Annotated in this window: 22 protein-coding genes and 1 tRNA gene; 14 read left to right on the top strand and 9 right to left on the bottom strand. The window is 67.6% G+C overall.

Annotation, left to right across the window (positions count from 1 at the left end; genetic code table 11):
* Nucleotides 1-88: 88 nt before the first annotated feature.
* From MYSTI_RS22275 to MYSTI_RS22250, 6 genes are all read left to right on the top strand, one after another.
* Entirely contained in the window at nt 89-1,120 is a 1,032-nt protein-coding gene (locus MYSTI_RS22275) for a hypothetical protein (RefSeq protein ID WP_015350048.1), read from the top strand.
* Nucleotides 1,121-1,336: 216 nt separating this feature from the next.
* Nucleotides 1,337-2,959 carry a Rieske 2Fe-2S domain-containing protein gene (locus MYSTI_RS22270; protein WP_015350047.1) on the top strand — a complete coding sequence of 541 codons (1,623 nt, stop codon included), beginning with the start codon at nt 1,337-1,339 and terminating at the stop codon, nt 2,957-2,959.
* A 60-nt stretch (nt 2,960-3,019) separates the two neighbouring features.
* On the top strand, nt 3,020-4,324 hold the full coding sequence (locus tag MYSTI_RS22265; RefSeq protein WP_015350046.1) for an ankyrin repeat domain-containing protein: 1,305 nt from the start codon (nt 3,020-3,022) through the stop codon (nt 4,322-4,324).
* 280 nt (nt 4,325-4,604) lie between these two features.
* Entirely contained in the window at nt 4,605-5,822 is a 1,218-nt protein-coding gene (locus MYSTI_RS22260; protein WP_233277926.1) for a carboxypeptidase-like regulatory domain-containing protein, read from the top strand.
* 291 nt (nt 5,823-6,113) lie between these two features.
* On the top strand, nt 6,114-6,689 hold the full coding sequence (locus MYSTI_RS22255; protein ID WP_015350044.1) for a hypothetical protein: 576 nt from the start codon (nt 6,114-6,116) through the stop codon (nt 6,687-6,689).
* An 85-nt stretch (nt 6,690-6,774) separates the two neighbouring features.
* On the top strand, nt 6,775-7,920 hold the full coding sequence (locus MYSTI_RS22250) for a mannosyltransferase family protein (protein WP_015350043.1): 1,146 nt from the start codon (nt 6,775-6,777) through the stop codon (nt 7,918-7,920).
* Here MYSTI_RS22250 and MYSTI_RS22245 read toward each other — a convergent pair.
* The 5 genes from MYSTI_RS22245 to MYSTI_RS22225 form a co-directional block, all read right to left on the bottom strand.
* Nucleotides 7,913-8,494, bottom strand: a complete 582-nt coding sequence (locus tag MYSTI_RS22245) for a hypothetical protein (RefSeq protein WP_144370131.1) — start codon at nt 8,492-8,494, stop codon at nt 7,913-7,915. The genes MYSTI_RS22250 and MYSTI_RS22245 overlap by 8 nt on opposite strands.
* A 119-nt stretch (nt 8,495-8,613) precedes the next feature.
* On the bottom strand, nt 8,614-9,726 hold the full coding sequence (locus MYSTI_RS22240) for a hypothetical protein (protein WP_015350041.1): 1,113 nt from the start codon (nt 9,724-9,726) through the stop codon (nt 8,614-8,616).
* Between the two features lie 8 nt (nt 9,727-9,734).
* The gene (locus MYSTI_RS22235; RefSeq protein ID WP_015350040.1) at nt 9,735-10,835 is read right to left on the bottom strand and encodes a coiled-coil domain-containing protein; all 1,101 of its coding nucleotides are present in this window, start codon (nt 10,833-10,835) and stop codon (nt 9,735-9,737) included.
* Nucleotides 10,832-12,082, bottom strand: coding sequence for a glycosyltransferase family 2 protein (locus MYSTI_RS22230; protein ID WP_044900554.1), 1,251 nt, complete (start codon nt 12,080-12,082; stop codon nt 10,832-10,834). Before MYSTI_RS22230 ends, MYSTI_RS22235 begins: the two co-directional genes overlap by 4 nt.
* 239 nt (nt 12,083-12,321) lie before the next feature.
* Nucleotides 12,322-13,536, bottom strand: a complete 1,215-nt coding sequence (locus MYSTI_RS22225) for a phosphatase domain-containing protein (protein ID WP_015350038.1) — start codon at nt 13,534-13,536, stop codon at nt 12,322-12,324.
* An 84-nt stretch (nt 13,537-13,620) separates the two neighbouring features.
* Here MYSTI_RS22225 and MYSTI_RS22220 point away from each other — a divergent pair, with 84 nt between their 5' ends.
* Entirely contained in the window at nt 13,621-14,397 is a 777-nt protein-coding gene (locus tag MYSTI_RS22220; protein ID WP_044281112.1) for a 4'-phosphopantetheinyl transferase family protein, read from the top strand.
* Between the two features lie 3 nt (nt 14,398-14,400).
* Here the strand turns inward: MYSTI_RS22220 and MYSTI_RS22215 are convergent, their stop codons facing one another.
* Entirely contained in the window at nt 14,401-15,186 is a 786-nt protein-coding gene (locus MYSTI_RS22215; protein ID WP_015350036.1) for a thioesterase II family protein, read from the bottom strand.
* Nucleotides 15,187-15,350: 164 nt separating this feature from the next.
* Between MYSTI_RS22215 and cysD the strand changes: the two genes are divergently transcribed.
* From cysD to cysC, 3 genes are read left to right on the top strand one after another with little or no spacing between them, the layout of a single operon-like run.
* Nucleotides 15,351-16,256, top strand: a complete 906-nt coding sequence (gene cysD, locus MYSTI_RS22210) for a sulfate adenylyltransferase subunit CysD (protein ID WP_044900553.1) — start codon at nt 15,351-15,353, stop codon at nt 16,254-16,256.
* On the top strand, nt 16,256-17,512 hold the full coding sequence (locus MYSTI_RS22205; RefSeq protein WP_015350034.1) for a sulfate adenylyltransferase subunit CysN: 1,257 nt from the start codon (nt 16,256-16,258) through the stop codon (nt 17,510-17,512). Before cysD ends, MYSTI_RS22205 begins: the two co-directional genes overlap by 1 nt.
* Before the next feature lie 10 nt (nt 17,513-17,522).
* A complete protein-coding gene (cysC, locus tag MYSTI_RS22200; protein WP_044900552.1) occupies nt 17,523-18,077 on the top strand; it encodes an adenylyl-sulfate kinase in 555 nt (184 codons plus the stop codon).
* Here the strand turns inward: cysC and MYSTI_RS22195 are convergent.
* Nucleotides 18,074-19,663: an MBL fold metallo-hydrolase gene (locus MYSTI_RS22195; RefSeq protein ID WP_015350032.1), complete on the bottom strand. Its 1,590-nt coding sequence runs from the start codon at nt 19,661-19,663 to the stop codon at nt 18,074-18,076. The two genes, cysC and MYSTI_RS22195, sit on opposite strands and share 4 nt — an antisense overlap.
* A gap of 197 nt (nt 19,664-19,860) precedes the next feature.
* On the opposite strand from MYSTI_RS22195, the gene MYSTI_RS22190 reads away from it, so the two are divergent.
* Nucleotides 19,861-21,069: an aminotransferase-like domain-containing protein gene (locus MYSTI_RS22190; RefSeq protein WP_015350031.1), complete on the top strand. Its 1,209-nt coding sequence runs from the start codon at nt 19,861-19,863 to the stop codon at nt 21,067-21,069.
* On the opposite strand, the gene MYSTI_RS22185 is transcribed toward MYSTI_RS22190, so the two are convergent.
* Nucleotides 21,060-22,067, bottom strand: a complete 1,008-nt coding sequence (locus MYSTI_RS22185; RefSeq protein ID WP_015350030.1) for a peptidylprolyl isomerase — start codon at nt 22,065-22,067, stop codon at nt 21,060-21,062. The genes MYSTI_RS22190 and MYSTI_RS22185 overlap by 10 nt on opposite strands.
* A 236-nt stretch (nt 22,068-22,303) precedes the next feature.
* Between MYSTI_RS22185 and MYSTI_RS43235 the strand changes: the two genes are divergently transcribed.
* Both MYSTI_RS43235 and MYSTI_RS22180 read left to right on the top strand, forming a co-directional pair.
* Complete coding sequence (locus tag MYSTI_RS43235) at nt 22,304-22,732, top strand: hypothetical protein (protein WP_144370130.1); 429 nt, start codon at nt 22,304-22,306, stop codon at nt 22,730-22,732.
* A 1,562-nt stretch (nt 22,733-24,294) separates the two neighbouring features.
* Complete coding sequence (locus tag MYSTI_RS22180) at nt 24,295-24,876, top strand: hypothetical protein (protein ID WP_144370128.1); 582 nt, start codon at nt 24,295-24,297, stop codon at nt 24,874-24,876.
* Between the two features lie 161 nt (nt 24,877-25,037).
* Here MYSTI_RS22180 and MYSTI_RS22175 read toward each other — a convergent pair.
* A tRNA-Arg gene (locus MYSTI_RS22175) sits at nt 25,038-25,111 on the bottom strand.
* Nucleotides 25,112-25,281: 170 nt separating this feature from the next.
* On the opposite strand from MYSTI_RS22175, the gene MYSTI_RS22170 reads away from it, so the two are divergent.
* On the top strand, nt 25,282-26,553 hold the full coding sequence (locus MYSTI_RS22170; RefSeq protein ID WP_015350029.1) for a CCA tRNA nucleotidyltransferase: 1,272 nt from the start codon (nt 25,282-25,284) through the stop codon (nt 26,551-26,553).
* The last annotated feature ends 41 nt before the right edge of the window (nt 26,554-26,594 follow it).

Here is a 26,594-nt window from a genome sequence, read left to right as displayed (position 1 = left end):
AGGCGAGGTGGGCGCGGCGAGGACTCGCAGGGCGATCGGCGCCAGCGGTTCCTGTCTCTCTCTCGGCCCCTCGAAGAAGGACCGCCGCTTGATCCGGAATCGACTTCTTGCCTCGTTGTGCGGGGCCTTGCTCGCGTTGTCCGCCACGGGCTGCAGTGCCGACTCGGGCTCCAATGGAGTGACCTCGCCGGGTGACCTTCCGTCCCCCGGCGAGCAGCCGCACCAGCCATCCACCGACCCGACTCCCACGCCGACGCCGGATCCGACGCCCGTGCCCCCGCTTGTCCCGGAGCCGACCCCGAATCCCGACCCGACGCCGAATCCCGACCCGACACCGGAGCCCGCGGGCACCGACGCGTTCGGCGTGAAGATGCTCTACCCGTCCTTGTCCGGGGGCGAGGCCTGGAGCCTGGCGGACAACCCCAACGCGGACCCTCGGTTCGACCCTCAGGGCACCGTCACCCGCAACGCGGATGGCTCCTGGAAGATGAAGAGCAACAAGGTGCGCATGGGTGTCACCACGTCCACGGGCTACTCGGCCGCGAAGATTCCCACGTATGACCGGGACGTGCTGGCCAGCCGCGGCTACATGCAGGCGCCCAACGACTGGCGCAACGTGGAGATGACGGGCTTCGTGAAGCTCAACGCCTCGTCGGACACGTCGGACAACTTCGACTGGTATGCGCGCGGCGGCAAGCACAACGACAAGAGCTCCGGCTGCGAGGGCAGCAGCTACAAGGGCGGCCTGCACTACGACGGCCGCGCCCGGTGGCAGAAGGAGACGTGGCATGTCTCGTACGAGCAGGCGCCCTACAAGCCGGCTACGTCCGCGCTGCGAGGCCGCTGGGTGGGCTTCAAGGCGGTGATGCGCAACACCTCCGTCAATGGCAAGGACGCCGTGCGCCTGGAGCTGTACGTCAACGAGAACGCCGACAAGGTGACGTGGAAGAAGGTCCACGACATGGTGGATGCGGGGGACTGGGGCGGTGATGCCCAGCACTGCGGCGGCGCCACGGGCCCCATGCCCATCACGTGGGGCGGGCCCATCGCCACCTTCCGCTGGGACAACGCGGAGGACGTCGACTTCAAGTGGCTGTCGGTCCGCGAAATCCAGCCGTAGCCACACCTCGAGGGCGCGGGAGGCGATGACCTTCCGCGCCCTTCGTGCGTTCAGCGTCCGTCGTGTCATCGCGCGGACGCGGGCTCCCGACTGGGAGGCAGGTAGCCGGGGCCTCGGGCGCGGGCCAGCCTAGTTCGCGCCGGTGTGAGAGCGCGCGGCATGGGTGGGGGCGGGCGCGGCGTGGCGCTCGCCTGCTTCGGGCGAAGGGCGGGGGACATGCGAATCACTTTCCTGGGCCATGCGGGCTTCGCCGTGGAGACGGCGTCGAGCGTCGTCGTCATGGACCCGTGGTTGTCCGAGCGAGGAGCCTTCGACTCGGCGTGGATGCAGCTCCCTCGCAATCACCACCTGGCGCCGCGAGTGCGCGCGCTGCTGGAGACGCCGGGGCGCGACCGCTTCCTCTACGTCAGCCACGAGCACAAGGACCACTTCGACCCGGAGTTCCTCGCGACGCTCCAGCGCCGGGACTTCACCGTGGTGATTCCGCGCTTCCTGCGCTCGGAGCTCCAGGACGTCTTCGCGAAGTATGGCTGCAAGCGCGTCATCGCCTGCGAGGATGGCCGCGAGGTCCCCATCAAGGGCGGCTACATCAAGCTCTTCGTCTCGGAGCAGGGGACCAATCGGGACTCCGCGGTGATGGTGCGCGGGGATGGCCAGTGCTTCCTCAACCTCAACGACTGCAAGCTGCATGACCGGCTGGCGCGCATCGCCGAGGAGGAAGGCCCGGTCGACGTCTTCACGGCCCAGTTCTCCGGCGCCATCTGGCATCCGACTTGTTACGAGTACCCGCAGGAGACCTACGCGGCCATCTCGCTGAAGAAGCGCGAGAGCAAGTTCGAGGCGGTGTCGCGCGCGCTGGAGACCCTGCGTCCCAGGGCCTATCTGGCCTCGGCGGGCCCGGCGTGTTTCCTGGACCCGACGCTGTTCCACCTCAACCTCGAGAAGGTGAACATCTTCCCGAACGCGACGCAGCTGTTCCGCTTCCTGGACCAGCGCCTCCCGTCCGCGAACTTGAAGAAGCTGGAGTCGATGCCGGGCGACGTGCTGGACGCGGGGACGCTGGACTATGTCTCGCTCGACGGTGAGCGCCTCACGGAGGAGCGCTTCGAGGCGTACCTGCGCGCGTACGCGGCGGACATGGCGCACCTGTTCCGCGAGCGGCGCCGCAACATGCTCCGCGCCGAGGTCGATGAGATTCACGAGCGCCTCCGCGTGGAGCTCCAGCGCAAGCTGGACCACCTGGACCTGCACGCGCGCGTGGGGATGCCGCTGTATGTGGAGCTGACGGAGCTGCCGCGGCGACTCCTGCGAGTGGACTTCCAGGCGCGCCGCGTGGACGAGGTGCCTTCCATCCACGAGTCGACGCGCTACGCGATGAAGGTGAGCGCCGTGGACCTGGTCCGGGTGCTCGACCGGAAGCTGACGTGGGAGGACTTCCTCTTGTCCTTCCGCTTGCGGTTGAGCCGGTCGCCGGATGTCTATGAGCCCATCCTCCACGGCTTCCTGGGCGTGGAGATTGAAGACCTCCGCGCCTTCTGCGAGGGCGTGCGCTCCACGGAGTCCCAGCGTGAGCGGACGGTGGTGGACGCGGGGGGACGGCGCTTCACCGTCCAGCGCTTCTGTCCTCACCAAGGCGCGGACCTGTCGGAGGGGTGGGTGGAGGAGGGGCGCTACCTGGTGTGCCCTCGGCATCGCTGGCGGTTCGACCTGGAGGATGGGGGGCGGTGCCCCACGAACGGGTCGACGCTCTGCGCGGAGCACGCGCCCCAGCCCTCCGCGCCCTCCGAATCCGAGCCCGAAGTGCCGCTGCAGCCCGCCCAGGAGCCTCTCTCGCTCTGAGTCGAGGCGACGCGGGAGTAGGCGGACGCGGGAGGGGGAGCGCGCTAGGGTCCGCGCGACATGGCGCGTGCTCAGGATGCTCGGAAGAAGGTGGATGTCGCCCGGCTGATGAAGAAGGTGGACGCGTTGCTCGACGACGCGCCCCCTCAGCTCGACGACGCGATGGCCTTGTTGCGGCAGGTGCTGGAGGTGGAGCCGGACCGGCTCATGGCCTTGCACTCCCTGAGCTGGTCCTTGGATGCCTACCGGCGCACGGACCCGCTTCGCTGGGAGCGGGAGATGAAGGCGGAACACTGGAGGCTTCGCGACCAGGTCCTCGCCTTGACGAAGGGCACGAAGTCCGGGGGCAAGCTGAGTGATGCCCAGCGGGCCCGCGCCCTGGCGCTGAGCCTCTGGGCCGAGGATCGGGTTCGCGGCACGCCCTCCAACGCCGAGCTCGACGAGGTGGAGGCCGCGCTGGACGAGGCGGAGGGCTTCCGGGCACTGCCAGACCTCTCGCGAGGGCGCAGGGGCCTCGGGGCCTGGCGTGCCGTGCGGCAGGGCGTGAAGGGATATCCCTCCCTGCTCGACTCGATGGCGCGGACGCCCGCGCGCCGCATCCTCGACGTGCCCGATGATGACGACGCGTGCTTCTGTGGACTGGAGGGGGCCTTCGCCGACGAAGGCTTCCTCGCGTGGCTGCGGAAGCAGACGCCCGTGGCACGTCCCAAGGGGAAGAAGGGCAAGGAGCTGGATGCCGCGCTCCTGCTGGCCGCGGGCGATGATGCCGCTCCCTTCCTGGGACCCGGGTTCGGTGGATTCGGCCGCGTCGGGCGGGTGCTGGCCTTGCGTGCCTTGGGGGCGAACCTGGACCTCCGGAACGACAGCAAGCAGGGCCTCTTGCACGTGGCGGCCATGGTGGACGACTCGGCGCTGGTGAAGGAACTGCTGGCCCTGGGCCTGTCTCCCACGGCGGTCGACGACGAGAAGGCCACGCCCCTGCACCGCGCCACCGAGAATGACGCGGTGGCGTGTGTTCCCGTGCTGGTGAAGGGGGGCGCCGCCGTCGAGGCGCTCGACGTGAACGGCCGGACGCCTCTCTTCGATGCCCGGGTGCCCCAGTCCGCGCAAGCGCTCCTGGACGTGGGCGCCAACCCCAACGCGGGCAAGGGATGGACGGTGCTGCACCAGATGGCGTGCTTCCTGGACCGGGGGCCCGTCATCGAGCTCCTCCTGCGCGCCGGAGCCGATGCCCGCCGCAAGGACGCCCAAGGCAAGACACCCGCCGACGCGGCGGTGGAGCGCGAGCTCTCGCACATCGCCAGACTCCTGGGCGCGACGCCCGCCGCGAAGCCTGCGTCGAGCCGCAAGCCCAAGGCCCGGTGATGAAAGGGGTGTGTGACACCTCTCGCTACAAAGGGGTGTCACGCTCCCGTCTCTTGTGACTTTTCATGTCACACGGTGAGTCCGAGCTGTCTTGGGTCGACTCGGACGAGGTGTGACTGAATAGATATTGGTGCTGAGAATGAAATCACACGCATGACGCTGAAGGCGTCAGATGATTCACGTACTATCGGTGTGGGTGGCGTTGGATTGGCGTCGCCTTTCTCGAACCCGGGGGTATGTGATGCGTTTGTCAAGGATTGCTGGAAGGCAATGGCTGTGGTTGTGCGGTCTGCTCGGCGGCGCCGCGATGATGGGTGCTGGCTGTGGCGTGCCCGACGCGAGCGTCGAGCCGCAACCCTCCGCGGAGATGTCCACGTCGCTGGGCCCCTGTGTCCCGTCCACGAGCGGGACGACGGTCTGTGGCGCGGTGGTCACCGCCGTGGGAGTACCCATCGCGGGCGCCCAGGTGGACCTGCGCGGGACGCGCACGGTGACGGCCGCGGATGGCTCGTTCTCGGTCGCGGCGGCGGTGCCGGTCGGAGCCCCGCTGACCATCACCGCGCCGGGGTACATGCCCCACGTGGGCGCCGTCACGCGCAACGTGCTGGGGGCGACCTTCGTGCTGCACCCGCTCCATCGGCAGACCTTCACGGGGGGCACCGCGACGGTGACGGACCCTCGCAGCGGTGCGTCCGTCACGCTCAACCTGGCGTCGCTCCAGGGCGCGTCGGCGAGTGACCAGCCTGTCCCGCCGTTCACGGTGGGCGTGCGCTTCATCGACACGGGCTTCCTGGCGATGCCCGGCTCGGACGGCGCGGTGAACCTGACGGGCCAGCAGGTCTTCCTGGAGACCCGAGGGGCCATCTACACGGAGGTGCGTGACTCCAGGGGAACGCTGCTCAAGCTGCGCGCGGGCGCGACGGCGCAGGTCTTCATCCCGCTGACGCGGGACATGGCTGGCACGGCGCCGGCGAACATCGCGCTGTGGTCCATGCCGGTGGGCAGCAACCAGTGGGCGCAGCAGCCGTCCAACGCGACGCGCTCGGCGAACCAGAACCAGTGCTCCAGCCGCGCGACGGTGACGTGCAACGTGGATGACTGCAACCGCATCTCGACCAGCGGCTTCCGGGGCAATACCAACGAGATTGGCTTCATCAACGCCGACATCGAGAAGACCAACCCCGCGTGTCTGCGCATCGACGTGAACGCCGCCGCGCTGCCGCCCGGCACGGTGCTCCCCATCTGCCTGGAGCTGGAGATTCCCATCCCGTCCGGCGGCTCCCAGACGCGCAACATCTGCGTGGGTGCGGGCACGGACATCCTCTACAACCTGCCCTTCAACACCAACCTCACCGTCCGCCAGGCCGCGGGCATGGGCTGCCCGCCTCCTCCGGGCACCAGCGTGACGGTGAATACGGGGGCGCCGTGGGGCGGAACGGGTGTCCCGGCGAGCCCCAGCCAATGCAATGGCGTGCTGACGTTGCCGCCGCTGCCGTGAGGTTGATCCACGATTGAGGTGAAGGGGCCCCGGTCTTTCCAGCGCCGGGGCTCCGCTGTCCTGGGTGGATGTGCGCCATGCGCGGACAAGTCTCCGTCCGGCAATGGACAGGCCCCCGCGACTGACAGGCGATTACGGCCCCCCGCTCGAACGGACACCATCCCGCCATCGAGTGTGTGCCATTCCCAAGGGCCGAGCCCCTGCTCGTGCATTCCTCGCGACTGTCCCGAGTGCGAGGAGTGGGCGCCTGACCTCGACGCAACTTCATCACCCTAGCTGGAGGTCGTCCACATGAGGGATGTCGCGCATTCCACGCTGCCGCTCGCGGACTCTCGCAGTGCCTCGGAGTTGATTCGCAGCATGTTGCCCAAGCTGTATGGGGTTGAGGAGCACCCGCCCCGCGCCACGGTGACGGAGCACTATCACCCAGACGCCACGTTTCAAGGCCCGTGGGTGACTGTCCAAGGGCTCGAGAATGTCAGGCGACTGGTGTATGTCCATCGCACCTTCTTCTCCGGTTGTCAGCTCAGCTTCATCGACATCGCGGAGTCGGTCCGTCCGGATGGCCTCCGGGTGGTGTTGGCCGACGTGGCATGTGCACTGGTCTTCAAGCGCTTCCTGGCGTGGAGGCCTTGGCAGAAGCTGATGGGAGACACCGTCTCCTTCCAGGCGGTGCACAAGTTCGTGCTCGACGCGGACCTCCGGATTGTCTCGCACGAGGAGTCCTTCAGCGCGGGGGAAGGCGATGACGCGCTTCCCCTGGGTTGGATGGTCTACTCGCTGCTGCGCCGGGGCGGGACGTCGGACTTCGGCTACACGTTGAACCAGTACATCGCGGGGGACCGCACGGTGCGGACGGTGCTGTAGGCGGCCTGCTCGCGCCAGTCGCTGCGCGAGGGCCGACGGTGGGATAGGGTGGTGGCCCCTCTTGAACCGTGGGGCCGTCCGCCACATGTCCACCGAAGTCCTGGTCTCGGAAGAGGCTCGGCCCTCCGCCACCTGGAAGACCCGCCTGCGCGCCCTCGCCGCGGAGCTGTCCTTTCCGGTGGGACTCTTCATCTTCAGCCGGCTGGCGCTGTTCCTCCTCGCGCGGGTCTCGCTGCGGTTCGACCCCCGGCTGCATCGCGCGCCGTTCACCCAAGAGGGGCTCGCGGGGCTGGATGCGTTCTGCCGGTGGGACTGCGGCTGGTACGCGGAGATTGCCCGACAAGGCTATGCGCGCCCCGAGGCCACCAACTTCTTTCCGTTCCTGCCGCTGACGGCGAAGCTCCTGAGCGCGATCACGGGTATTGGCATCCCGGTGTCGCTGGTGCTCGTGGCGAACGTGGGCGGGTTGCTGTCGCTCCTCGTGCTGTATCGGCTGTTCCGCGCCTTGGAAGGGGAGGAGGTGGCACGGGTCTCGCTGCTGCTCTTCACGGCCTATCCCTTCGTGTTCTTCCAGTCCGCGGGCTACCCCGAATCGTGGATGGTGTTCTTCACGGCGCTCGCCGTCTCACTGAGCCTGAGTGGCCGTCCGTGGTGGGCGGCACTGGCCTTGGGATTCGGAGGGCTGGCGCGCCACCTGTCGCTGGTGGCGGGGCTGGGCTTGCTCTTCCAGCAGCTTCGCTCGCGCGGAGGTGGGTGGAGGGCGTGGTTCCATCGGGACCTGCTCGCGCTGGCGCTGCCCGGGGTGATGACCTCGCTCTACTTCGTCTTCCTGTGGCGGACGTTCGGAGATCCTCAGGTCTGGTGGAAGGTGCGTGGGAGTGGATGGGCGGGGGCCTGGGATGGATTGCGGAGCTGGTGGAACGGTAAGTGGGGGCCGGAGGTGAGCCTCTACGTGGTGACGTCCTTCATCCCAGGCGTGGGCGCGCTGCTGCTGGCGAGGCACCGCCGCTGGTGGACGCTGGCGGCCTTCGCGATACCCTTGATGCTCGTGATGTGGAGCGTGGGGGTGGTGGGGCTCGGGCGCTACAGTGCGTCCGCCTGGCCCGCGTTCCTTCCCCTGGGCGCCTGGCTCAGCCGGCACCCCGCGCTGCGAGGCCCCGTGGTGCTGGGCATGGCGCTCTTCCAGGGCATGCTCGTCTTCCTCTTCGTCCACGCGTACCCCATCAACTAGGGGGCACGGCGAGCTGCAAGCTCAGCTGCACGTTGTCCGAGCGCAGCCCCACGGGGCCCTCGAGCTCGAGCGCCTCCGAGGGGAGCGTCCCTTCCCAGACCAGGAGGTCATCCGCCCAGACGCGCAGCGTTCCCGCATCCAGGTGCGCGCGCAGGGTGTGCTCCGTCTCGAGCGAGGGGGCCAGGGTCCTCGCCGTGTGACGCACGGAAGGGCGGACCGTGGTGTAGCCCGCGTTTCCACAGTCATGGCTGTGATGCATGTCTGGGTTTCGCTTGTAGTTGACGACCACGCCGGGCTTGGGAGCGATTCGCCACATCACATACAGCACGTTGCAGCCATCCAGGGCTCGGAGCTTGAGGCCGACTTGCTGTCGCAGCTCGCCGGATTCCAAGGGGCGTTGCTCGGTGGATGGACCTGACAGCTTGAAGCGAAGCGTCGCTCGAGACGCCTCCAGCCCAGGAACGACGGCCCGCATCCGGGCGGTCCGCACGACGAGCCACCCATGGGGCTCCGCGTCCAACGTCCCTTGCGTCACCTTCATTCGCGCCAGGGGCACCACGTCGAGTGCTGTCATGGAGGTCTTGCCCCGTTGCACAGCGGCCTTCGGCGCCTCGGGAGGCGTGGCGCGAGGACAACCCCATCCGCCCAGGCAGGCGGCGAGCACCCTCCAGGGAACACCCCGGAGGAGGAACCTCACGGAGCCGCGGGCCCGAGGAGCGAAGCGAGCGACTCCACGTGGGCCGTCAGATAGGCCTGCTCGGCGCGCAGCCGCGCCAGCTCCAGGAGCAGATAGTCCCTGAACCGGCGGACCTCGCGAGTCTGGAGCGCTTCGACCTCGCGAAGCTGCCCCTCCAGGTCCGTCACGAGCGCGGACACCTCGCGCAGCCGAGCCTCCTCCGTCCGATGCCGCGAGCGCAGCTCCGTGAGCAGCTCGGAGATCTGCTGGTCCATGCCACCCACGTCATTCTTCGTCGCGCGGCGGCGCCCCTCTCTCGCCCGGGCGTTGGCCTTTCCCTGCCAGAGGTGGCCCAGGTCATACGTCAGCATGACCTGCCCGAAGAGCGGGACGTCCTGGTCCAGGTCGAAGACCTCGTCGTAGCCGCCGCGCAGGCTCAGCTCCCAGCCCTTCGCGCGACGCAGGCCCGCGGACGCGGCCTCCACGGCGTCATCCGCCGCGCGGAACTCCTCCAGCAGCGACTCGAGCCGCTGGCCTCGCGGAAGGTCCGGCTGCGCGGCCAGCCGCTCCCGCGCCATGGCGGTGTCGGTGCTGAGCGAGCGGAGGTTGTCCAGCCGCACCTGCACCGCGTTGAGCTCCTCCAGCGTGGCGCGGCCCTCGCGAAGGTCGGAGCGCAGGGCCGTGACGAGCGCCTCCGCTCGGGGCAGGGCCTCCTCGAGCACGCGGGCCCGCGCCTCCAGCGCGGACGCTTCTCCGAGCCCCGAGCCCTGTCTCAGGGCCGCCTGGAGCGAGGAGAGCGCCTGCTGCCGGCGACACTCGGCGGCGGCGCGGCGGTGAATCACCCGGCCTCGATACAGCCCGACGACGTCGTAGCTCACGCCCGCGGTGACGCGAGGCTTCGGCTTGCCCAGGTCCGTGCCGCCCTCGGCCTGCCCGGTGTTCACCACGCCGAAGCTGCCGAACACCTCCGGGGCCAGCTCCAGCGCGGCCTCCGCGTCTCCGACGCCCCGGACCCACTCGCAGTAGCCCTCCGCGCGCTCCTCCAACTGGGCGTCGGGGCTGGCCGCGAGGGCCGACGGTGTTCGCACGGCGAAGCACAGGAGCGCGCCGCAGGTGAGAGTCTTCCGCATGAGGCTCCTCACAGGAACAAGGGCGCACGGCCCAGGTGCAGCAGGTCCTCGCGTGCCGACGTGGAGTCCGTGAGCTTCAGCTCCACCATCACCCCGCGCAGCATGTGCTGGCGGATGGGGTGCTTGATGGACACCTCGCCCTCCAGCACCTGGCCCACGACGCCGACCTCCCGGCACCAGACGACCTTCGCGGCACACGCGAAGAGCGGCGTCCCGGCCCCCGCGTTGTTCAGGTTCTCGTAGGGAACGAAGGCCACGGTCAGGTCCTTCTCGATGGCGCGCAGGTACGGCGAGGCACGCAGCGACGCGATGAGCGTCTCGTAGCGCTGCGCCACATCCTCCAGGGCCTTCAGGTCCTGCTGCAGACTCCGAAGGGTCGCCTCCGCGCGAGCCTGCTCCAGGACCGAGTGCGTGTACTCCCGCTCCAGCAACAGGACATCCGAGGTGATGCCCTCGGGGACGCCGTCCTTGCCCACCCGGTCGCGCACCGCCGTGAGGCCGGCGATCTCCCGATGGAGGTTCTCCGTCCGCGTCTCCAGGTCCACGGTGGTCTGCGCCAGCGACAGGTTGCTCTGCGCGAGCTGGGCCAGGTGGTGGTTCAGCGTGAGCTTGTCCTCTTGTTGCAGCAGCTTCGCGCCGTACATCGCATCCGTGCGCGCGCGGGAGAGCCCCGCGTAGGCGCGGTTCGACTTGAGGATCTCGTCGCGGGCGCGGTTGTACTCGAGGCGCAGCGATGTCAGCCGCTTCGCGGTGCGGCTCTTGGAGTCGCGCTCATCGCTCAAGGCGACCAGGAAGCGCTGCTGGAAGGCGCGCTCGGCGGAGGCGGTGCGCTCCGCGTCCAGCAACTGGTTCTCGAGCGTGCGACGCTCGGCGAGCACATGGTCCCGGGAGGAGGTCTGCGCGGCGACCTGCGTGTTGAGCGTGAGGATGTGCGGGTCCGTGGGTGAAATCACCGCGGGCGTGGCCCAGCTCCGGCTCAGGAGGAAGAAGCCCTGGACCGACAGGAAGGACACCAGCGCCAGGAGGATGAGGCCCAGCAGCACCGAGCCCATGAGCTTGTACACGGAGACGGCGGCCGAGTTGATGCGGTTCGCGACGCGTTGGTTCATGGGGCGCTCTCACCGGCGGGATTGGGCGGAAGCTGGCTGCCGTCGCCAGCCACGGAGGGCGCCTTCGCCGCGCTGGGGCTGCCGCGGGTCTCCCAGCTCCCCGAGTCCAGCGTCAGCAGGGCCAGCGGCGTGAAGAGCGCGTACGTCACGGGCATCAGCAGCGCCATGGGCAGGAAGCACGCACCATGCACACGCCGGTCCTCGGGCAGGTGCCGCGTCTCCAGCCGGTAGATGATTCCCAGCAGTCCGATGACCAGGAAGTGAAACGAGAGGATGTCCAGGAACTCCCCGGTGAGGACGTTGTGGACGATGACCACGGGGTAGGCGAGCAGCAGCGCCAATTGGGACACGTAGTGGACGGTCACCACCGGGTGCAGTCGCCACGCGTGGGACAGGCCACCGAACAGGTCCACCAGGTTGGAGCGCCGCCACCGGAGCTGTTGAGAGAAGTAGCCCGCGAGGGTCGCGGGCGCGGCGGTGAAGCAGAACGCGTCGAGCGTGTAGACCGTTTCGTAGTCGTGCTTGACGATCTGCCGCGTCAGGAAGCGGTCCTCGCCGTACTTGATGGGCACCCCGGCGATGGCGCGCGCCTCCAGGATGGGCTCCAGCTCCAGCAGCACATGGCGGCGGTACGCGGTGAGACAGCCCGACAGGCACATCACCTGACGGAAGCTGCGCTCCAGGTCCTTGAGCCACTGCTGGGCGAAGTGGAACTTGATCTCCACCATCCGGGTCAGCCAGTTCTGGTGGCGGTTGGTCACGAAGGTGCGACCGCCCACGGCGGCGATGCGCGGGCTGACGAAGCGCCGCACCAGGTTGCGCACGGCGGACCGGTCCACGATGACGTCCGAGTCCACCGAGACGATGATCTCCGCGTCGACCGCGGCCTTGACGCCCCGGTTGATGCCCTTGCGCTTGCCCATGTTCTCGGGGTTGCGCATCACCAGGACGTTGGGCGTGCCCTCCGCGGCCTTCTGCGCCCACGCGTAGCTGTCGTCGTTGGAGCAGTCGTCCACCACCACGATTTGAAGCAGGTGGCTGGGATAGTCCTGCTCCAGCAGGCTGCGCACCGCGTGGTAGATGCCCTTGCCCTCGTTGAAGAGGGGGATGACGATGGCGACGCGCGGCTGGTAGGTGTCGTCGGCCTGGTCGATGTCGCGTCCGCGCAGGCGCCGCAGGAACGGACCGAGGATGTAGCGGTTCATCAACACGACGATGAACAGCAGGTGGATGGGAAAGAGCTCCATCAGGTCTCGCCCCCCATCACGCCGCCACTCCTTGCCCATGGCGGCCGCGCCGCCCCGCCTCTCCCGTGGGGGAGCGGTAGGAAAGTTGGCGGGACCGAGGCCCGCGCCAACTGCCCCCAGGGACGGTGGAACGGGGTTGCCCACTCAGACGCCAGCGCTCACCAAGGCGTGTCCTCCCGTCGTCACGGCCTGGAACGCGGAAGCCTCCGATGCGTCGTGGAGTGGACGCCCCCGACGCGTCAGTGCGCCGCCGCGGGCGAGGGCGACGTCACCGCGTCCGCGCGCTGCAGGTCCCGGGTGAGCTCCGCCTTGCGGGCATCCCGCTGCGCCGCGGACGTGAAGGCGATGCCCTCCATCGACTCTCGCGCCGCGATGGCCACCCGTGCCAGGCCATCGCGCGAGATGAGCCCCAGCGCGAAGGCCTCCAGCGCGGCGCCCACGTACGTGTCGAAGAAGTAGATGCGCTTGTCCCGCCACGTGCGGCGCGTGGCCTCGGGGGTCTCCACCACGTCGTGGATGAAGACGGCGTGGACGCCGTGGGGCGCCGCGGAGAGCATCTTGTCGCCGAACTCCACGTCCCCCTGTCCGCTGTCGCCCACGAAGACGAAGCCGTACTCGGGGAAGATGCGGGCGTAGCGCTGGAAGTTGTCGAACTTCTTCGCGGCGATGCGCGAGTTGCCCAACAGATGGGTGAGGCTCCCGGAGAGCACGACGTGGGGCGGCACGCCGTGCTTGCGCAGGCTGTCGAACGTCAGGTTCTCCACGGCGCCCAGCGGGTCCATGGGCCGGGCCGTGACGAAGGTGAGGTCTCCCTCGCGGCCCGGGATGAGGCCGGGGCCTCGGTCCAGCTCGGCGTAGAAGGCCAGCACGCCGGGGTACACCGTCTTGGACGGGTACCGGGTGTCCTTGAGGTTGGCGTAGAAGGTGTCGTCGATGTCGCTGAGGACCTTGTTCTCGCCACTCGGCGCGGCCTCCGCCTCGCGGCCGATGTGCGTGAGGATGTCCTCGCGAAGCGCCGGGTCATCCACGTCGTCGAAGAGCAGCTTCTCCAGGTCCTGGTGGTTGTTGCCCGCGTCGAGCAGGTTCTTGAAGGTGGTCAGCTCGCGGCCGTGGAGGCTCAGGAACAAGTCCCGGACACACCGCTCCGCCAGGGCGGGGGTGGCGCCTCGCTGGAGCGCCGTGACCAGGCTGGCGCGCAAGGGCAGGGCCAGCTGGGCGGCCCGCTCCCGGCAGAGCATGTCCAACAGCTGCGTGTGGTGGTCGGGTCCGAAGATGCCATCGTCCAGGTCACCCAGCAGGGACTCGAGGTCGATGTTGGCCAAGAGAAAATTCAGCTCCGCGGCGCTGGCGTCGCGCAACAGGCTCAGGATGCGGCGCTCCTCGCTCGTGTCGGTGTGGCCGGCCATGAGCATTCGCAGCGTCTCCAGCTTCTTCGTCGCGGCGTGCGAGTCCATGCTGTTCCCCCCGTTTCCGGCGCGGGGCCGGAGATGGACCCCGCAGCCTACGCGGGGCGCCCTTCGCCGTGGTAGATGAGAGTCATGTCGACTGTTGGCGAGCCACTGGAGCTACGTCCGGACGAAGTCCACGTGTGGATTGTCGAGCCCGAGCGCATCCACGAGCAGAAGCTCCTGGACGCCTACTGGGCCCTGCTGGACTCAGGCGAGCGCGAGAAGAAGCAGCGCTTCCGCTTCGAGCGCCACCAGAAGCAATACCTGGTGAGTCACGCGCTGGTGCGAGTGACCCTCTCACGCTACGCGCCGGTGGCACCCACGGCCTGGAGCTTCTCGACCAACGCCTACGGGCGGCCGGAGATTCGGGGCGAGTGGGGCGCGCGGCTGCGCTTCAACCTCTCGCACACGGACGGCATGGCGCTGGTGGCGGTGGGGCTGGACGCGGAGCTGGGCGCGGACGTGGAGGACAGCCAGCGCCCCGGGGACACGGTGGAGATCGCCGACAGCTTCTTCGCCGCCTCGGAGGTCGCCGCGCTCAGGGCGCTCCCCGTGGCCGAGCAGCGCAGCCGCTTCTTCGAGTACTGGACGCTGAAGGAGTCCTACATCAAGGCGCGAGGCGCGGGGCTGTCCCTGCCGCTGGACCAGTTCGCCTTCCACCTGGCGCGAGGCCAGGAGCCGCGCATCTCGTTCGATGCGCGGATGGCGGACACCCCGGAGACGTGGCGCTTCATGCAGTGGTGCCCCTCCGAGCGCCACCACGCGGCGGTGGCGCTGCGGAGCGCCCGGGCGAACCCCTTCCGGGTGCGCTGGCAGTTCACCGTCCCGCTGGCCTCGGATGCGCCGCCTCGCTTCGAGGCGGCCTGAGCGTCAGGCGGGCGTCGTCATCCAGCGCGTGAGGTCCTCGCCCAGCGCGGTCAGCAGGGCCGCCTGCTGCTTGCGGAGGAAGAAGTGGCCTCCCTCGAAGTGGCGGATGCGGAAGTCCGAGTGGCGCGTCTCCTCGCGCCACGTCTCCAGGCGGGTGAGGGGGACGTGCTTGTCCTCCGTGCCGCCCATGACGGAGATGGGGACGTCGAGCTTCACGGGCGACGGGCCGTTCTCCCACCACGCCAGCGCGAAGTCCGCGCGCAGGGTGGGCACCAGCAGCTCCAGCAGCTCGCGGTGCTGGAGAATCTCCTCCGGCGTTCCGTCGTAGCGCCGCAGCTCCTCGATGAACTGGTCCTGCGGCAGGTGGTGGATGGGCTTGCGGTCCGCCGTGCGCGGCGCGCCGGCCGCGGCCAGCACCAGTCCGCGGGGCAGCGGGCCGTTGCGCGCGTACAGCCGCCGCGTCAGCTCCAGGGAGATGCGCGAGCCCATGCTGTAGCCGAAGAAGACGAAGGGCCTGTCGAGCAGCGGCGCGAGCACGGGCAGGAGCGCGTCCACCAGCGCGGGCAGGTTGTCGATGGGCTTCTCCATCAACCGCCGCTCACGGCCGGGGAGCTGCACCGCGCACAGCTCGACGCCTGGCGGTAGACCTCCTTGCCAGCTGCTGTAGATGGAGGCGCTGCCGCCCGCGAAGGGCAGGCAGAACAAGCGCAGGCGCGGGTCCGGTTGGGGCTTGCGGGAAGGAAACCAGCGATCAGGGGCGTTCGGGTTCGAGGCGGGCGCACTGGGCATGACGTATGGCTCTGTCGCACAGCCGAGGAAAACGGGTCAAGCCCTCGGAGCTTCGGAAGGGTTGGAGACTTCCGTTGGACATGCATGAATAACAAGTTTGGCTTGGTGTCCGCGACTGGGTGGGCTCGCGGGGCTCGGTGGTCGCCGTGGTAGCTTTCAGGGCCGTGAGCTACGAGCTGTCGCACCTGGACGCCCTCGAGGCGGAGTCGGTGTTCATCATCCGCGAGGTGGTCGCCGAGCTGGACAGCCCGGTGCTCCTGTTCTCGGGAGGCAAGGACTCCGCGGTGATGTTGCACCTGGCGGTGAAGGCCTTCGCGCCCGCGCCGCTGCCCTTCCCGCTGATGCACGTGGACACGGGGCACAACTTCCCGGAGGTGCTCCAGTACCGGGATGCGCGCGTGGGGGAGCTGGGGGCGCGGCTGCTGGTGGCCTCGGTGCAGGAGGCCATCGACGCGGGGCGGGTGGCGGAGGAGAAGGGGCCTCGGGCCTCGCGCAACCGGGCGCAGACGGTGCCGCTCCTGGAGGCCATCGAGGCGCACCACTTCAACGCCGTGTTCGGCGGCGCGCGCCGGGACGAGGAGAAGGCGCGAGCGAAGGAGCGGGTGTTCTCGTTCCGCGACGAGTTCGGCCAGTGGGACCCGAAGAACCAACGTCCGGAGTTGTGGAGCCTCTACAACGGCCGCCATCGCCGAGGGGAGCACCTGCGCGTCTTCCCGCTGTCCAATTGGACGGAGCTGGATGTGTGGCAGTACATCGCGCGCGAGCAGGTGGCGCTCCCGTCCATCTACTTCAGCCATCGCCGCGAGGTGTTCCGGCGGGATGGGATGTGGATGGCGTGGTCGCCCTACCTGCCGCTGTTGCCGGGCGAGGAGGTGAAGACGGCCTCGGTGCGCTTCCGCACGGTGGGGGACATGACCTGCACCGCGTGCGTGGAGTCCACCGCGTTCACGGTGGACGAGGTGATTGCCGAGGTCGCCGCCTCACGCGTCACCGAGCGAGGCGCCAGCCGCGCGGATGACAAGTTCAGCGAGACGGCGATGGAAGACCGCAAGCGAGAGGGCTACTTCTAGTGGAACTGCTTCGATTCGCGACCGCGGGCTCCGTCGACGACGGCAAGAGCACCTTGATTGGCAGGCTGCTCCACGACACGCGCTCGATTCTGGAGGACCAGCTCGCCGCGGTGGAGCGCACCAGCCGCGCGCGCGGGGACGAGTACGTCAACCTGGCGCTCCTGCTGGATGGCCTGAAGGCCGAGCGAGAGCAGGGCATCACCATCGACGTGGCCTACCGCTACTTCGCGACGGCGCGGCGCAAGTTCATCATCGCGGACACGCCGGGGCACCTGCAGTACACGCGCAACATGGTGACGGGGGCGTCCACGGCGGACCTGGCGCTCATCCTGGTGGACGCGCGCAAGGGGGTGCTGGAGCAGACGCGGCGCCATGCCTTCATCGCCTCGCTGTTGCGGGTGCCGCACCTGGTCCTCTGCGTGAACAAGATGGACCTGGTGGGCTTCGACGCGGCGGTGTTCGAGTCCATCCGCGACGAGTTCCGCAGGTTCTCCATGAAGCTGGACGTGGCGGACCTGACGTTCATCCCCATCTCCGCGCTGGGCGGGGACAACGTGGTGACGCGCTCGGAGCGGATGCCCTGGTACGAGGGCTCCACGCTGCTGCACCACCTGGAGAACGTGCACATCGCGTCGGACCGCAACCTCATCCACGTGCGCTTTCCCGTGCAGGGTGTCATCCGGCCCATGTCCACGAAGTACCCCGACTACCGTGCGTACGCGGGGCAGGTGCTGGGCGGCGTGCTGCGGCCGGGGGACGAGGTGATGGCGCTGCCGTCCGGCTTCACCACGCGCGTGAAGTCGCTGGAGCTGGCGGGGCGTCCCGTGGCGCAGGCGTTTCCGCCCATGTCCGTGAATGTGTCGCTGGCCGAGGAGCTGGATATCAGCCGGGGCGACATGCTGTGCCGGCCGGGCAATCCGCCGATGGTGGGGCAGGACCTGGACGCGATGGTGTGCTGGCTGGCGGAAGGGGTCTGCCTGCAGCCGGGCGCACGCTTCGCGCTGAAGCACACGACCCGCTCGGCGCGCACGCAGGTGAAGCACCTGCACTACCGGCTGGACATCAACACGCTCAGCCGGGACGAGAAGAGTCCGAAGCTGGGGCTCAATGACATCGGGCGCGTGACGCTGCGAACCACGGTGCCGTTGTTCTTCGACGAGTACCGGCGCAACCGCCACACGGGCAGCTTCATCCTCATCGACGAGGCCACGAACGCGACGGTGGGCGCAGGGATGATCAACGGCCCCGCCGTCTGAGGTGCGCATGGTGCCACGGAACGCTGGGTTCATCCTCTGGTTGACGGGCATGTCGGGCGCGGGGAAGAGCACGCTCTCGCGGGCGCTGCGCGCGCACCTGGAGCCCTTGCGGTCCGTGGAGGTGATGGATGGCGACGAGGTCCGCACCTGGCTGACGCGCGGGCTGGGCTTCTCGCGCGAGGACCGCGAGGAGAACGTGCGCCGCATCGGCCATGTGGCGAGGCTGCTCGCGCGGCACGGGGTGGGCGTCATCGTCGCCGCGATATCGCCGTACCGGAGCTCGCGCGCGGAGGTGCGCCAGCTGGCGACGGAGGCGGGGCTCGCGTTCGTGGAGGTCTACATCCAGGCGCCGCTGGACGCGCTCATCGCCCGGGACGTGAAGGGGCTCTACAAGAAGGCGCTGGCGGGGGAGCTCCAGAACTTCACGGGGGTCTCGGACCCGTATGAGGCGCCCGAGTCCCCCGAGGTCATCGTCCGCTCCGCCGAGGAGCCCGTGGAGGTCGGACTGGAGCGCGTGCTGGCCGCGCTCCAGTCGAGGGGCTTGCTGGCGAGCCGCGCGGCCTAGCGGAGCACGCGCTCCATCTTGACGAACGGCCGCTCCGCGGGGACGCCCTTGGAGCGGCAGTGCTCCAGGAACTTGTTCGACTCGATGAGCTGCGGCGCGGTCTCGTCATAGACGAGGATCATCACGTGGCGCAGCCACGGCTCCTGGCCCATGGCGTAGACGTAGACGTCCTTGGGCGTGAGGTAGTTGGCGATCTCGACGGCGCGGGCGCAGTCGGAGCCGTTGAGGCGCCGCGTCTGGTCCATCTTCCGCGGCAGCGGGTTCGTCAACAGCGGGCCGTACATCCAGCTCATGGGGCCGCCTTCGCACTCCATGCCCAGGAACAGGATGTCGATGGGGCCGATGATGTCGCGCAGGTGCTGGTACATGCGCGGCTCCAACGCGTTGGAGTCGGCGGCCATCAGGATGGACTTGCCGTCCAGCCGCACGAGGTGCGCCGTCTTCGCCTGGATGGACAGGTCGCTGTGCTCGCCCAGGAAGGGCAGGCCGGTGATGGAACCCCCGGGGATGGAGATCTCCTGCAGGTCGTCGATTTCCACCACGTTCTTGAAGCCCGTGTGGTGCAGCATCAGCCGCAGCGAGGGGTCCGCCAGCGAGTTGCCGTTGTTGCGAGGGACGATGATGGTGCCCACGCGGTGACGCAGCTGGATGAGCGTCTCCATCATCAGGTGGTCGGCGTGGCCGTGCGTGAGGACCACGTAGTCGATCTTCTCGGGCAGGTCCGCGTGCGTGAAGCGCGGCAGCTCCGTGGGGAACTCGTAGCTGATGACGGGGTCGGTGAGGATGCTGACCTCCTTCGTCTCCAGCAGCACGCAGGCGTGGCCGAAGTAGCGCACGCGCACGCCTTCGCCGTCATAGCGGGGCGCCTTGCGCGGCACGACGTCGGTGAAGAGGTCCGCGAACGCGGCCGACGCGGAGGCCGGCACCCCGAGCATCTCCGCCACCTGGCCCGGCGAGCCCGGCGTGTGGCGCATGCGGAACAGCGCGTCCAGGCCCTCGTGGCGGTAGGGCACCTTGAGCCACAGCGGTGCGTCCTCTTCGAGGCGCGGCGTGCTGAAGATGTAGGGGCGCCAGTCCTTGTCCACCAGGGAGAGCGTCACGCTCTGGGAGGACTCCTGGTAGAACTGGCTCTTGTAGAGCAGGGGTTCGATGTAGCGAGCGCTGGCTCGGTTGCTCAGGTCATAGGTGAGCTCGACGTAGCCGCGCAGCAGGTCGGGGACCTTCGGGTAGAGGTGCTCCAGCGAGGCGCCGTTGTTGGGGGCGAGCAGCTGCTCCAGCTCACCGACGGCCTTGGTGTACGCGAGCATGTGGGCCTGCTCGCGCTGGGTCCGCTCCAGCAGCTCCTTCACCCGCGGCGCGCGCGCAGCGGCGTGGTTGATGAAGGGGCCTCCCATCAACATGGGGTTCTTCAGCGCGGCCACGTGTACGTCGGGATTCGCGACGAACGACTGCATCAGCTTCAGATGCAGGTTCGTCACGAACATGGGCGCCGTGGCGGGCGACAGCAGGTACCACCACGCGTACCACGAGTTGTACAGGGGCTCGATGGCCACGTTCGGCTTGAGGTACATCGGTCGGTCGAGCATCGGGTTCTCCAAGCGAGCCGCGATTATCTTGGAGAGTTCAGAGTCAGGGAAGCACGATGATGCAGTCGTCCCTGGTTGAGCGCGTGTGCGCCACCTGTCGGGTCTTCTTGGCCGCACGACTTGCTCTTGCGCTACAATTTCCGAGGGATTTGAGGGTTGCGCAGGATTTGCGCGTCATCGCGCGGAGGCAGTGAATCGTGACTTCACCGACGGCTTCCTTCGAGAACTCACTCGCCGGCTGGGCAAGGAAGCTGGCGCCCTCGGCCATCCAGGACATGCTCCAGAAAATCACCCGGCCTGGGGTGTACTCGCTGGCGCTGGGGCTCCCCGCGGCGGAGCTGTTCCCGAAGGAAGGGATGGCGGAGGCGGCGGCGAAGGTGCTCGCCGAGCAGGGTGGGGCCTTGCAGTACTCGCCCACGTTGGAGCCGCTGCGGGAGCAGGTGGTCCGGCTGATGGCGCGGCGGGGCGTCTCGTGTTCGCCCAGCCAAGTGTTCCTGACGACCGGGGCGCAGCAGGGGATGAACCTGCTGGCGAGGCTGCTGCTGGAGCCGGGTCAGGCGGTGTTGTTGGAGGACCGAGTGTATTCGGGGTTCCAGCAGGTGTTGGACCCGTTCCAGTCGAGGCGCCTCACGGTGCGGCGGGATGTGGAGCGGGGGTTGGACCTGGATGGGCTCGAGTCGCTCCTGGCGTCGGGTGAGCGGCCGGGGCTCTTCTACACGATGAGCGATGGGCACAATCCGCTCGGGACGAGCCTGGCGATGGAGGCCCGGGAGCGGTTGGTGCGGCTGGCGCGGGAGTACCGCATGCCGGTCATCGAGGATGATGCGTATGGCTTCCTCCAGTACGAGGAGGAGGGTGTGCTTCCGCCGCTGCGGGCGTTGGATTCGCAGTGGGTGTTCTACGTGGGGTCGTTCTCCAAGATTCTGGCGCCGGCGTTGAGGGTGGGGTGGGTGGTGGTGCCGGAGTCGCTGGTGTTCCGGCTGGCCACGGTGAAGGAGTCGAGCGACATCGACACGGCGACCTTCACCCAGCGCATCGTGCTGGCGTTCCTCGAGTCAGGCGGGCTGGACGGGCACCTGGAGCGGCTGCGGAAGGAGTACCGGCTGCGGCGCGACACGCTGTTGCGGGCGCTGGAGACGCACCTGCCGGCGGGGGCGAAGTGGTCCCGGCCGAGTCACGGGATGTTCGTCTGGGTGGAGTTGCCGGAGGGGCGGGACACCACGGTGTTGCTGGCGCGGGCGCTGGAGACGCAGCAAGTGGCCTACCTGCCGGGGCAGGCGTTCATGGTGAATGGGGGCCGCTCGGCGGCTCACTGCATGCGCTTGAACTTCTCGCACTGCGAGCCGGCGCGGATTGAGGAAGCGGTGCGCCGGCTCGGTGGGGTGCTGAGGGAGGCTCAGGGGTGAGGCTGTGAGGTGCCGGGCTTGGACTCGGCGCCTTCGATTTGAATCTGCTCGAGGACGGAGTCCTTCACTTCGATCTTCGCCTGGGACTTGAGCTTCTCGAGGAGGCTGTCCATGGACTTGGAGCGGCGCTCGCCTTGGAGGCGGGCCTCGATGCGGGGCTTGGCCTGCTCGAAGGTCTGGTCCATGCCGGCCTGGCGGCTCTGGAACTTGATGAGATGGATGCCCTTGTCGCTCTCGACGACCTGGCCGATCTCGGCTGGGGCTTGAAGGGCGAAGGCCGCGTCGGTGAAGGCGGCGCCCCAGGCCTGGGTCAGCTCTTCGCGGCTGCGGTAGCCGAGGTCTCCGCCGGTGGATTTCGAGTCGGTGTCCTGTGACTTCTGGGTGGTGGCGACCTCGAAGGCAGTCTTGAGGGGATCGGACTCCTTGGACTTGATGTCCGCGAGAATCTTCGTGGCCTCGGCGCGCGACCTGGTGCGGAGGGCGCTGTCCGAGGCGGGGGCGGCCAGGAAGAGATGGCTGACGCGGATGCGCTCGGGCTTGGTGAACTCGGACCGGTGCTCGTCGTAGTACTTGCGCAGCTCTGCTTCATCGAGAGGGGCCGCTGCGGCCGCTTCCTGCTGTTTGCGCAGGAGCTTCTGCACCATGACCTTCTCGAGGGTGGCCTTGACGTCGGGGTCATTCTCCAACCCCTGGCGTCGAGCTTCCTGAACGAGGAGCTCGAAACGGATGAGGTTGTCGAGGAACTCCTTCTTCTTCTCGGTCGTGGCGTAGCGGCTGCGGACGAAGAGGGGCTGTTCATCCAGCTTCGCCTTGACCTCCTGGGCGGACAGAGAGCGGTCATTGATGACCGCGACGACGGACCCGGAGTCCTGGGCACTCTGTCCCGATGGCCGGGAAGCTCCGTTGCCACAGGCGGAGAGGGTGATGGCTGCGAAGACCGCGGAAAGGACTCGTGTGGGGCGCGTGCGCATGGGTGGAATCAGGACGGAGGGCTCCATCTTGCGTTTGTTTCTCGAGGATGGATGACGGTGTGGAGTGTATCCCCAACGAGGTTCGAAGTGGGAGCCCCGGGGCCATGCTGGCGTGGGTCTTGCGGTGGTGAGGAGGGAACGCGTGATACATACCTACTCCAGACACGGCGTGACGTCGGGTCGATCCGTGAGTGGTGGCACCTGTCAACCAAAGCCTTTTCGGTAGGGAAGGTGATGAAGTGATCGTGGGGAGCTGAGGGCTCATGGCTTGGACTGCACGAAGTCAGTTGGTGGCCAGTGCTGAGAAACGAGGCGTTTCGTTTGATGAGTTGCCCATAGACGAAGTTGTTCGGTTGCGCGAAGCAATCATTTCGAAACTGGCCCCAAGTGAGAGCTACGCGAGTCTATGGTCTGATGCTTCTGATGCCTTGGGTCTCGAAACACTGGCTCCATGGGAGCATATTGGGCGAATGCCAATTGAGGGGGGCGTGTGGATGCTGTTCCCGCTCGACGAGGAGAAGGGGGTATTTCGTTTCCGCAGTGTCAAGGATGTCGCTTCAGTCTTGGTGGATTGTTCGCTTTTTGAGTTTGGACTTGTTGGGCCGGGATTTGGATATTTTGTCTGGTTTGATCCTCATGGATTTCTCCTCGGACGTGGGGCTGCCGCCGAGTGGCTCGACGAGTCTATTTAGTGGTTACTCCGTGCATGCGCCCGGACAAGTTCATTGGCCGGGTTCGCAGGGAGAGTTCGGCGCGCATGGCGATGTGAAGGTGACGCTCGATGATGGCGCGTGCTGCCAGTCGCTTGGCGGTTCATTCGACCGCCAGCCAGTGAGTGCTGCCGTCTTCAATCCGTGGTGCTGGCCGAACCAAAGGGCGAGTCGGAGACCGTGGCCGGGATTCCAGCGAGGGGGCGAGGCGTCGGCACGATGCTGGGTGGCACTGAGGAGGCATTCGTGTGTTCATGCCTGTCAGGGAGCCTGCGGTGGGAAATCACCCACTGCGAGCGGCTTCATCTGAGGGCGTTCGCCCCAGGATGTGCTGCTGATGTACTTCGGACGAGCACTGACAGCAGTGCTCGGTTGAGCCGATCTCGCGGGCATGATCTGCTCGGGGGATGACCCGACCGATATCCGAGGACTTACGTCGACGCATTCTCGAGGTGCGGGAGGAGAGCGGCAAGACGTGCGAGGAATTGGCAGAGCAGTTCCGTGTGGGCCGGGCCACGGTGAATCGAGCCGTCCGAGTGAAGTGATTCCCTGGCAGCCCCAGGGCTGAGGCTCACCAGGGTGGCACAGTCCCTGTTTCTCTACCCGGAGCTGTGGTTGGCCACTGGCGTTGTGCTCTTAGCGGCAGCCACAGCCTTGGCCGACGACCCATCGACAGCAGGCGTCTCCGCTACACGCGGCCTTCGTCTTGTTGGAGCATCCACAGGCAGATGTGGACGAACACGACCTCACGCTGTTGCCGGGCTCTTCACAAGCAATCTGGTCCTTGTCTGCGTCGAGGTCGGCTCGGCATTCCGGGTCATCATCAAATGCGGCCTGCGCGGCCCCCTGTGATGTGTAGTTGGCGCAGTTGGTGTCGGTACAACTGCCGGATGCGTCGAATCCACATGCCGAAAGAAAGAGAAGTGTTGCGATGAAGGAGACTCGGATGAGGGAAGTGAGCATGCGGGATTGCCTATCGAATACGCGCCTTGTGTCCATCCCCCCGTAGAGGTAGCGCTCCTGGCGTGGGGACGGACATAGAGTACTCACGGAAAACCCACTCGGGAGGGGCGCATGCTTTTCTTGGGAATTGTGGCACTGGTTGGGCTCGTTCGGCGACTCGGCCAGCGGTACTGGCTGACGGCACTTGCAGCCGTAGGCATTCAGTACGTTGCCTCATTCCTCTTTTCTGGAGGCGGAACGATCACTCATCCGGAAGGAGACGGCGTCATCACTCACATGGGCAGGGTGGCCACGAACGATGGTCCTGGAGTCCTCGCTGTAGCTCCATTGGCAATTGGGCTTGGTTGGGTTGTGCCCATCGCGCTTGTGAGTCGGGCATACCGAAAGGAAGTTGCTGAAAGGGCCACAGTCCCGCGACGGGCATGAATGGAATGCAGCCCGCGGACCGCCTCCCCGCGGAAGCAGGGGGAGGTTGGGGGGCGCACGGGGCCTTCCGGTGTCCAGTCGGGAGTGCCGCGACCCCAGCACTCGGGACACCGCCACGCGCGCCTTCGTGCCGGAACCGGCTAATCTGACCACTCATGATGCCGAATGAGTCAGTGGCCCGCTCTCTCAGCAAGGAAGTGCGTTGGCTCCTTGTCGAGCAAGGTTGGACCTCTGCCCGGCGGGCTCCCCTGGAGATAGCAGCGGCGTCGCTGACGCGCGAAGGTGCTGTGCTGCACGCCTATGCGGAGCAGGTTCTCCGGTCCATGGACGGGCTTCAGTTTCACTATCGCCCGACAGGAATGAGCGTGAGGGTGTGCGCGGATGACGTCACTGCGTGGCTCGACGAGGGAGAACTGGCGTACGTCCAGTCCTTCTTTTCGCCTTCAGCTTGCCCTGTCGCGCTGGGTGCTATCACCGGGCCCGAGTCCCGGAACTGGGGTGGTCCTACGGCAGAACCGTCTGTCTTCCCCGACGCGATGTACTTCGTCGCCGAGGATGGCCAATGGTTGTGTGTTGACATCTACTTGTACGTGGCTTGGTTCTTCCCCAATTGCGACGCGGCGCTTCGGTTCGCGCTGGGCATGGACGGTTCGCGAGTCCGTCCTGTGGAACTCAAGCGGAATGAAGAAAGGGACGTCACCGCGCCCCTTTCGGAAACCTGGGACAGGAAGCGGTAACTGGTTTTGGGAATGACGGTGGTCAGGTTGTCCTTCAAGTGCACCCCTTACGATGGGGAGCTGCCGTGAAGGGGTTGAAGCTGCTGTTGCTGACCTCGCCCGTGCCCGCCCCATCGGCACTCCGCCACAAAGGCGCCACCATGGAGGCAGGGGAACTTGAGTGACCCCGACAGGAATCGAACCTGTGGCCTGCGGTTTAGGAAACCGCCGCTCTATCCAACTGAGCTACGGGGTCATCGCCGCTGGGTGTAGTCAATACGGCGGCACAACTCAAGGGCACTTTTGACGTCGGTGTTCGCCTTCAACCGGTGCCATGGTGCCCTCGTGTCCCTGGATTCAGAGGGGCGCGGGCAAGTACAACCCACGGTCCCGAGGTGAGCATGCCGCTTGCCGCCCCCAGGTTCCATGCTCGCCAACCTCCACAACGCCGACATCCCCCAGCCCGTGCTCGACGTCATTGCCCGGCTGCGTGAGCTCGGTCATGCCGTGTACCTCGTGGGCGGCTGCGTCCGGGACATGGTCCGCAAGGTCCACCCCAAGGACTTCGACGTCGCGACCAGCGCCCTCCCCGAAGAGGTCCAGCGCGCCTTCCGCAAGGTCATCCCCACGGGCATCCAGCATGGAACGGTGACGGTGCTCCAAGGCACCACCCACGTCGAGGTGACCACCTTCCGCTCGGAGGGGGACTACCTCGACGGGCGCCGGCCCAGCTCCGTCGCCTTCGAACGCGACATCGTCAAGGACCTGTCTCGCCGCGACTTCACCATCAATGCGATGGCCTACAACCCGCTGGACCGGGACCTCGTGGACCCCTTCGGCGGCCAGTCGGACCTCCAGGCTCACCTCATCCGCTGCGTCGGCTCCGCCTTCGAGCGCTTCTCCGAAGACGGCCTTCGCCCCATGCGCGCCGTCCGGTTCTCCGCCGTGCTCGGCTTCTCGCTCGACCCGGACACTCACGCCGCCATCCCCGCGACCCTCGGCGTCTTCCGCAAGGTCGCGCTGGAGCGCGTCCGTGAAGAACTGGTCAAGCTGCTCCTGTCCTCCCGCGCCGAAGGCGGCCTCCTGTTGCTCGCGGACACGGGCCTCCTCGACGTGTTCCTCCCCGAGGTCGCCGGCGCCAGCGCGGACGAGGCCCGACTTGCTCGCGCCGCCGTCCAGGCCGCTCCCCAGGACATCGAGATCCGCATGGCCGCGCTCCTCGCGGACCTCGTTGACCGTGCCCGGGCTCGGGACATCGGCCTGCGGCTCAAGTTCCCCAACAAGTCCGCCGACCTCATCGCGCTCCTCGTCGAGAACGCGAAGCTCGAGACGCGCCTCTGGGACACCGACCCCGCCTTGAGGCGACTCCTGGCGCGCGTCAGCCTCGCCAACCTCCCCGCACTCCTTTCCCTCGCCCGCGCCCGAGTCCAGGCCCGCGCTCCCGATCAACTGTCCGCTCTGGAGCAGTTGTGCACACGCCTGGAGGCACTCGCCGCCGCGAAGCCCCCCCTGGTGCCCAAGGAACTCGCGCTCACCGGCGGCGACATCATGGCGACCCTCGGGGTCGGGCCGTCGCCCATCGTCGGCGAGGCCACTCGCTTCCTCATGGAATCCGTCCTCGACGACCCCTCCCTGAACACCACCGAGGCACTCAAGCGCCAGCTTCAAACCTGGCACTCCGCCCGCTCGACCTCCTGAGTCCGGGTCGTCCTCGGTCCAGTTCCAGCCGGCCCATGCGT

Source organism: Myxococcus stipitatus DSM 14675, from assembly GCF_000331735.1.
Lineage (GTDB): Bacteria > Myxococcota > Myxococcia > Myxococcales > Myxococcaceae > Myxococcus > Myxococcus stipitatus.
The sequence above is the reverse complement of the archived record's forward strand: the minus strand, read 5'-3'. Positions and strand labels throughout refer to the sequence as shown.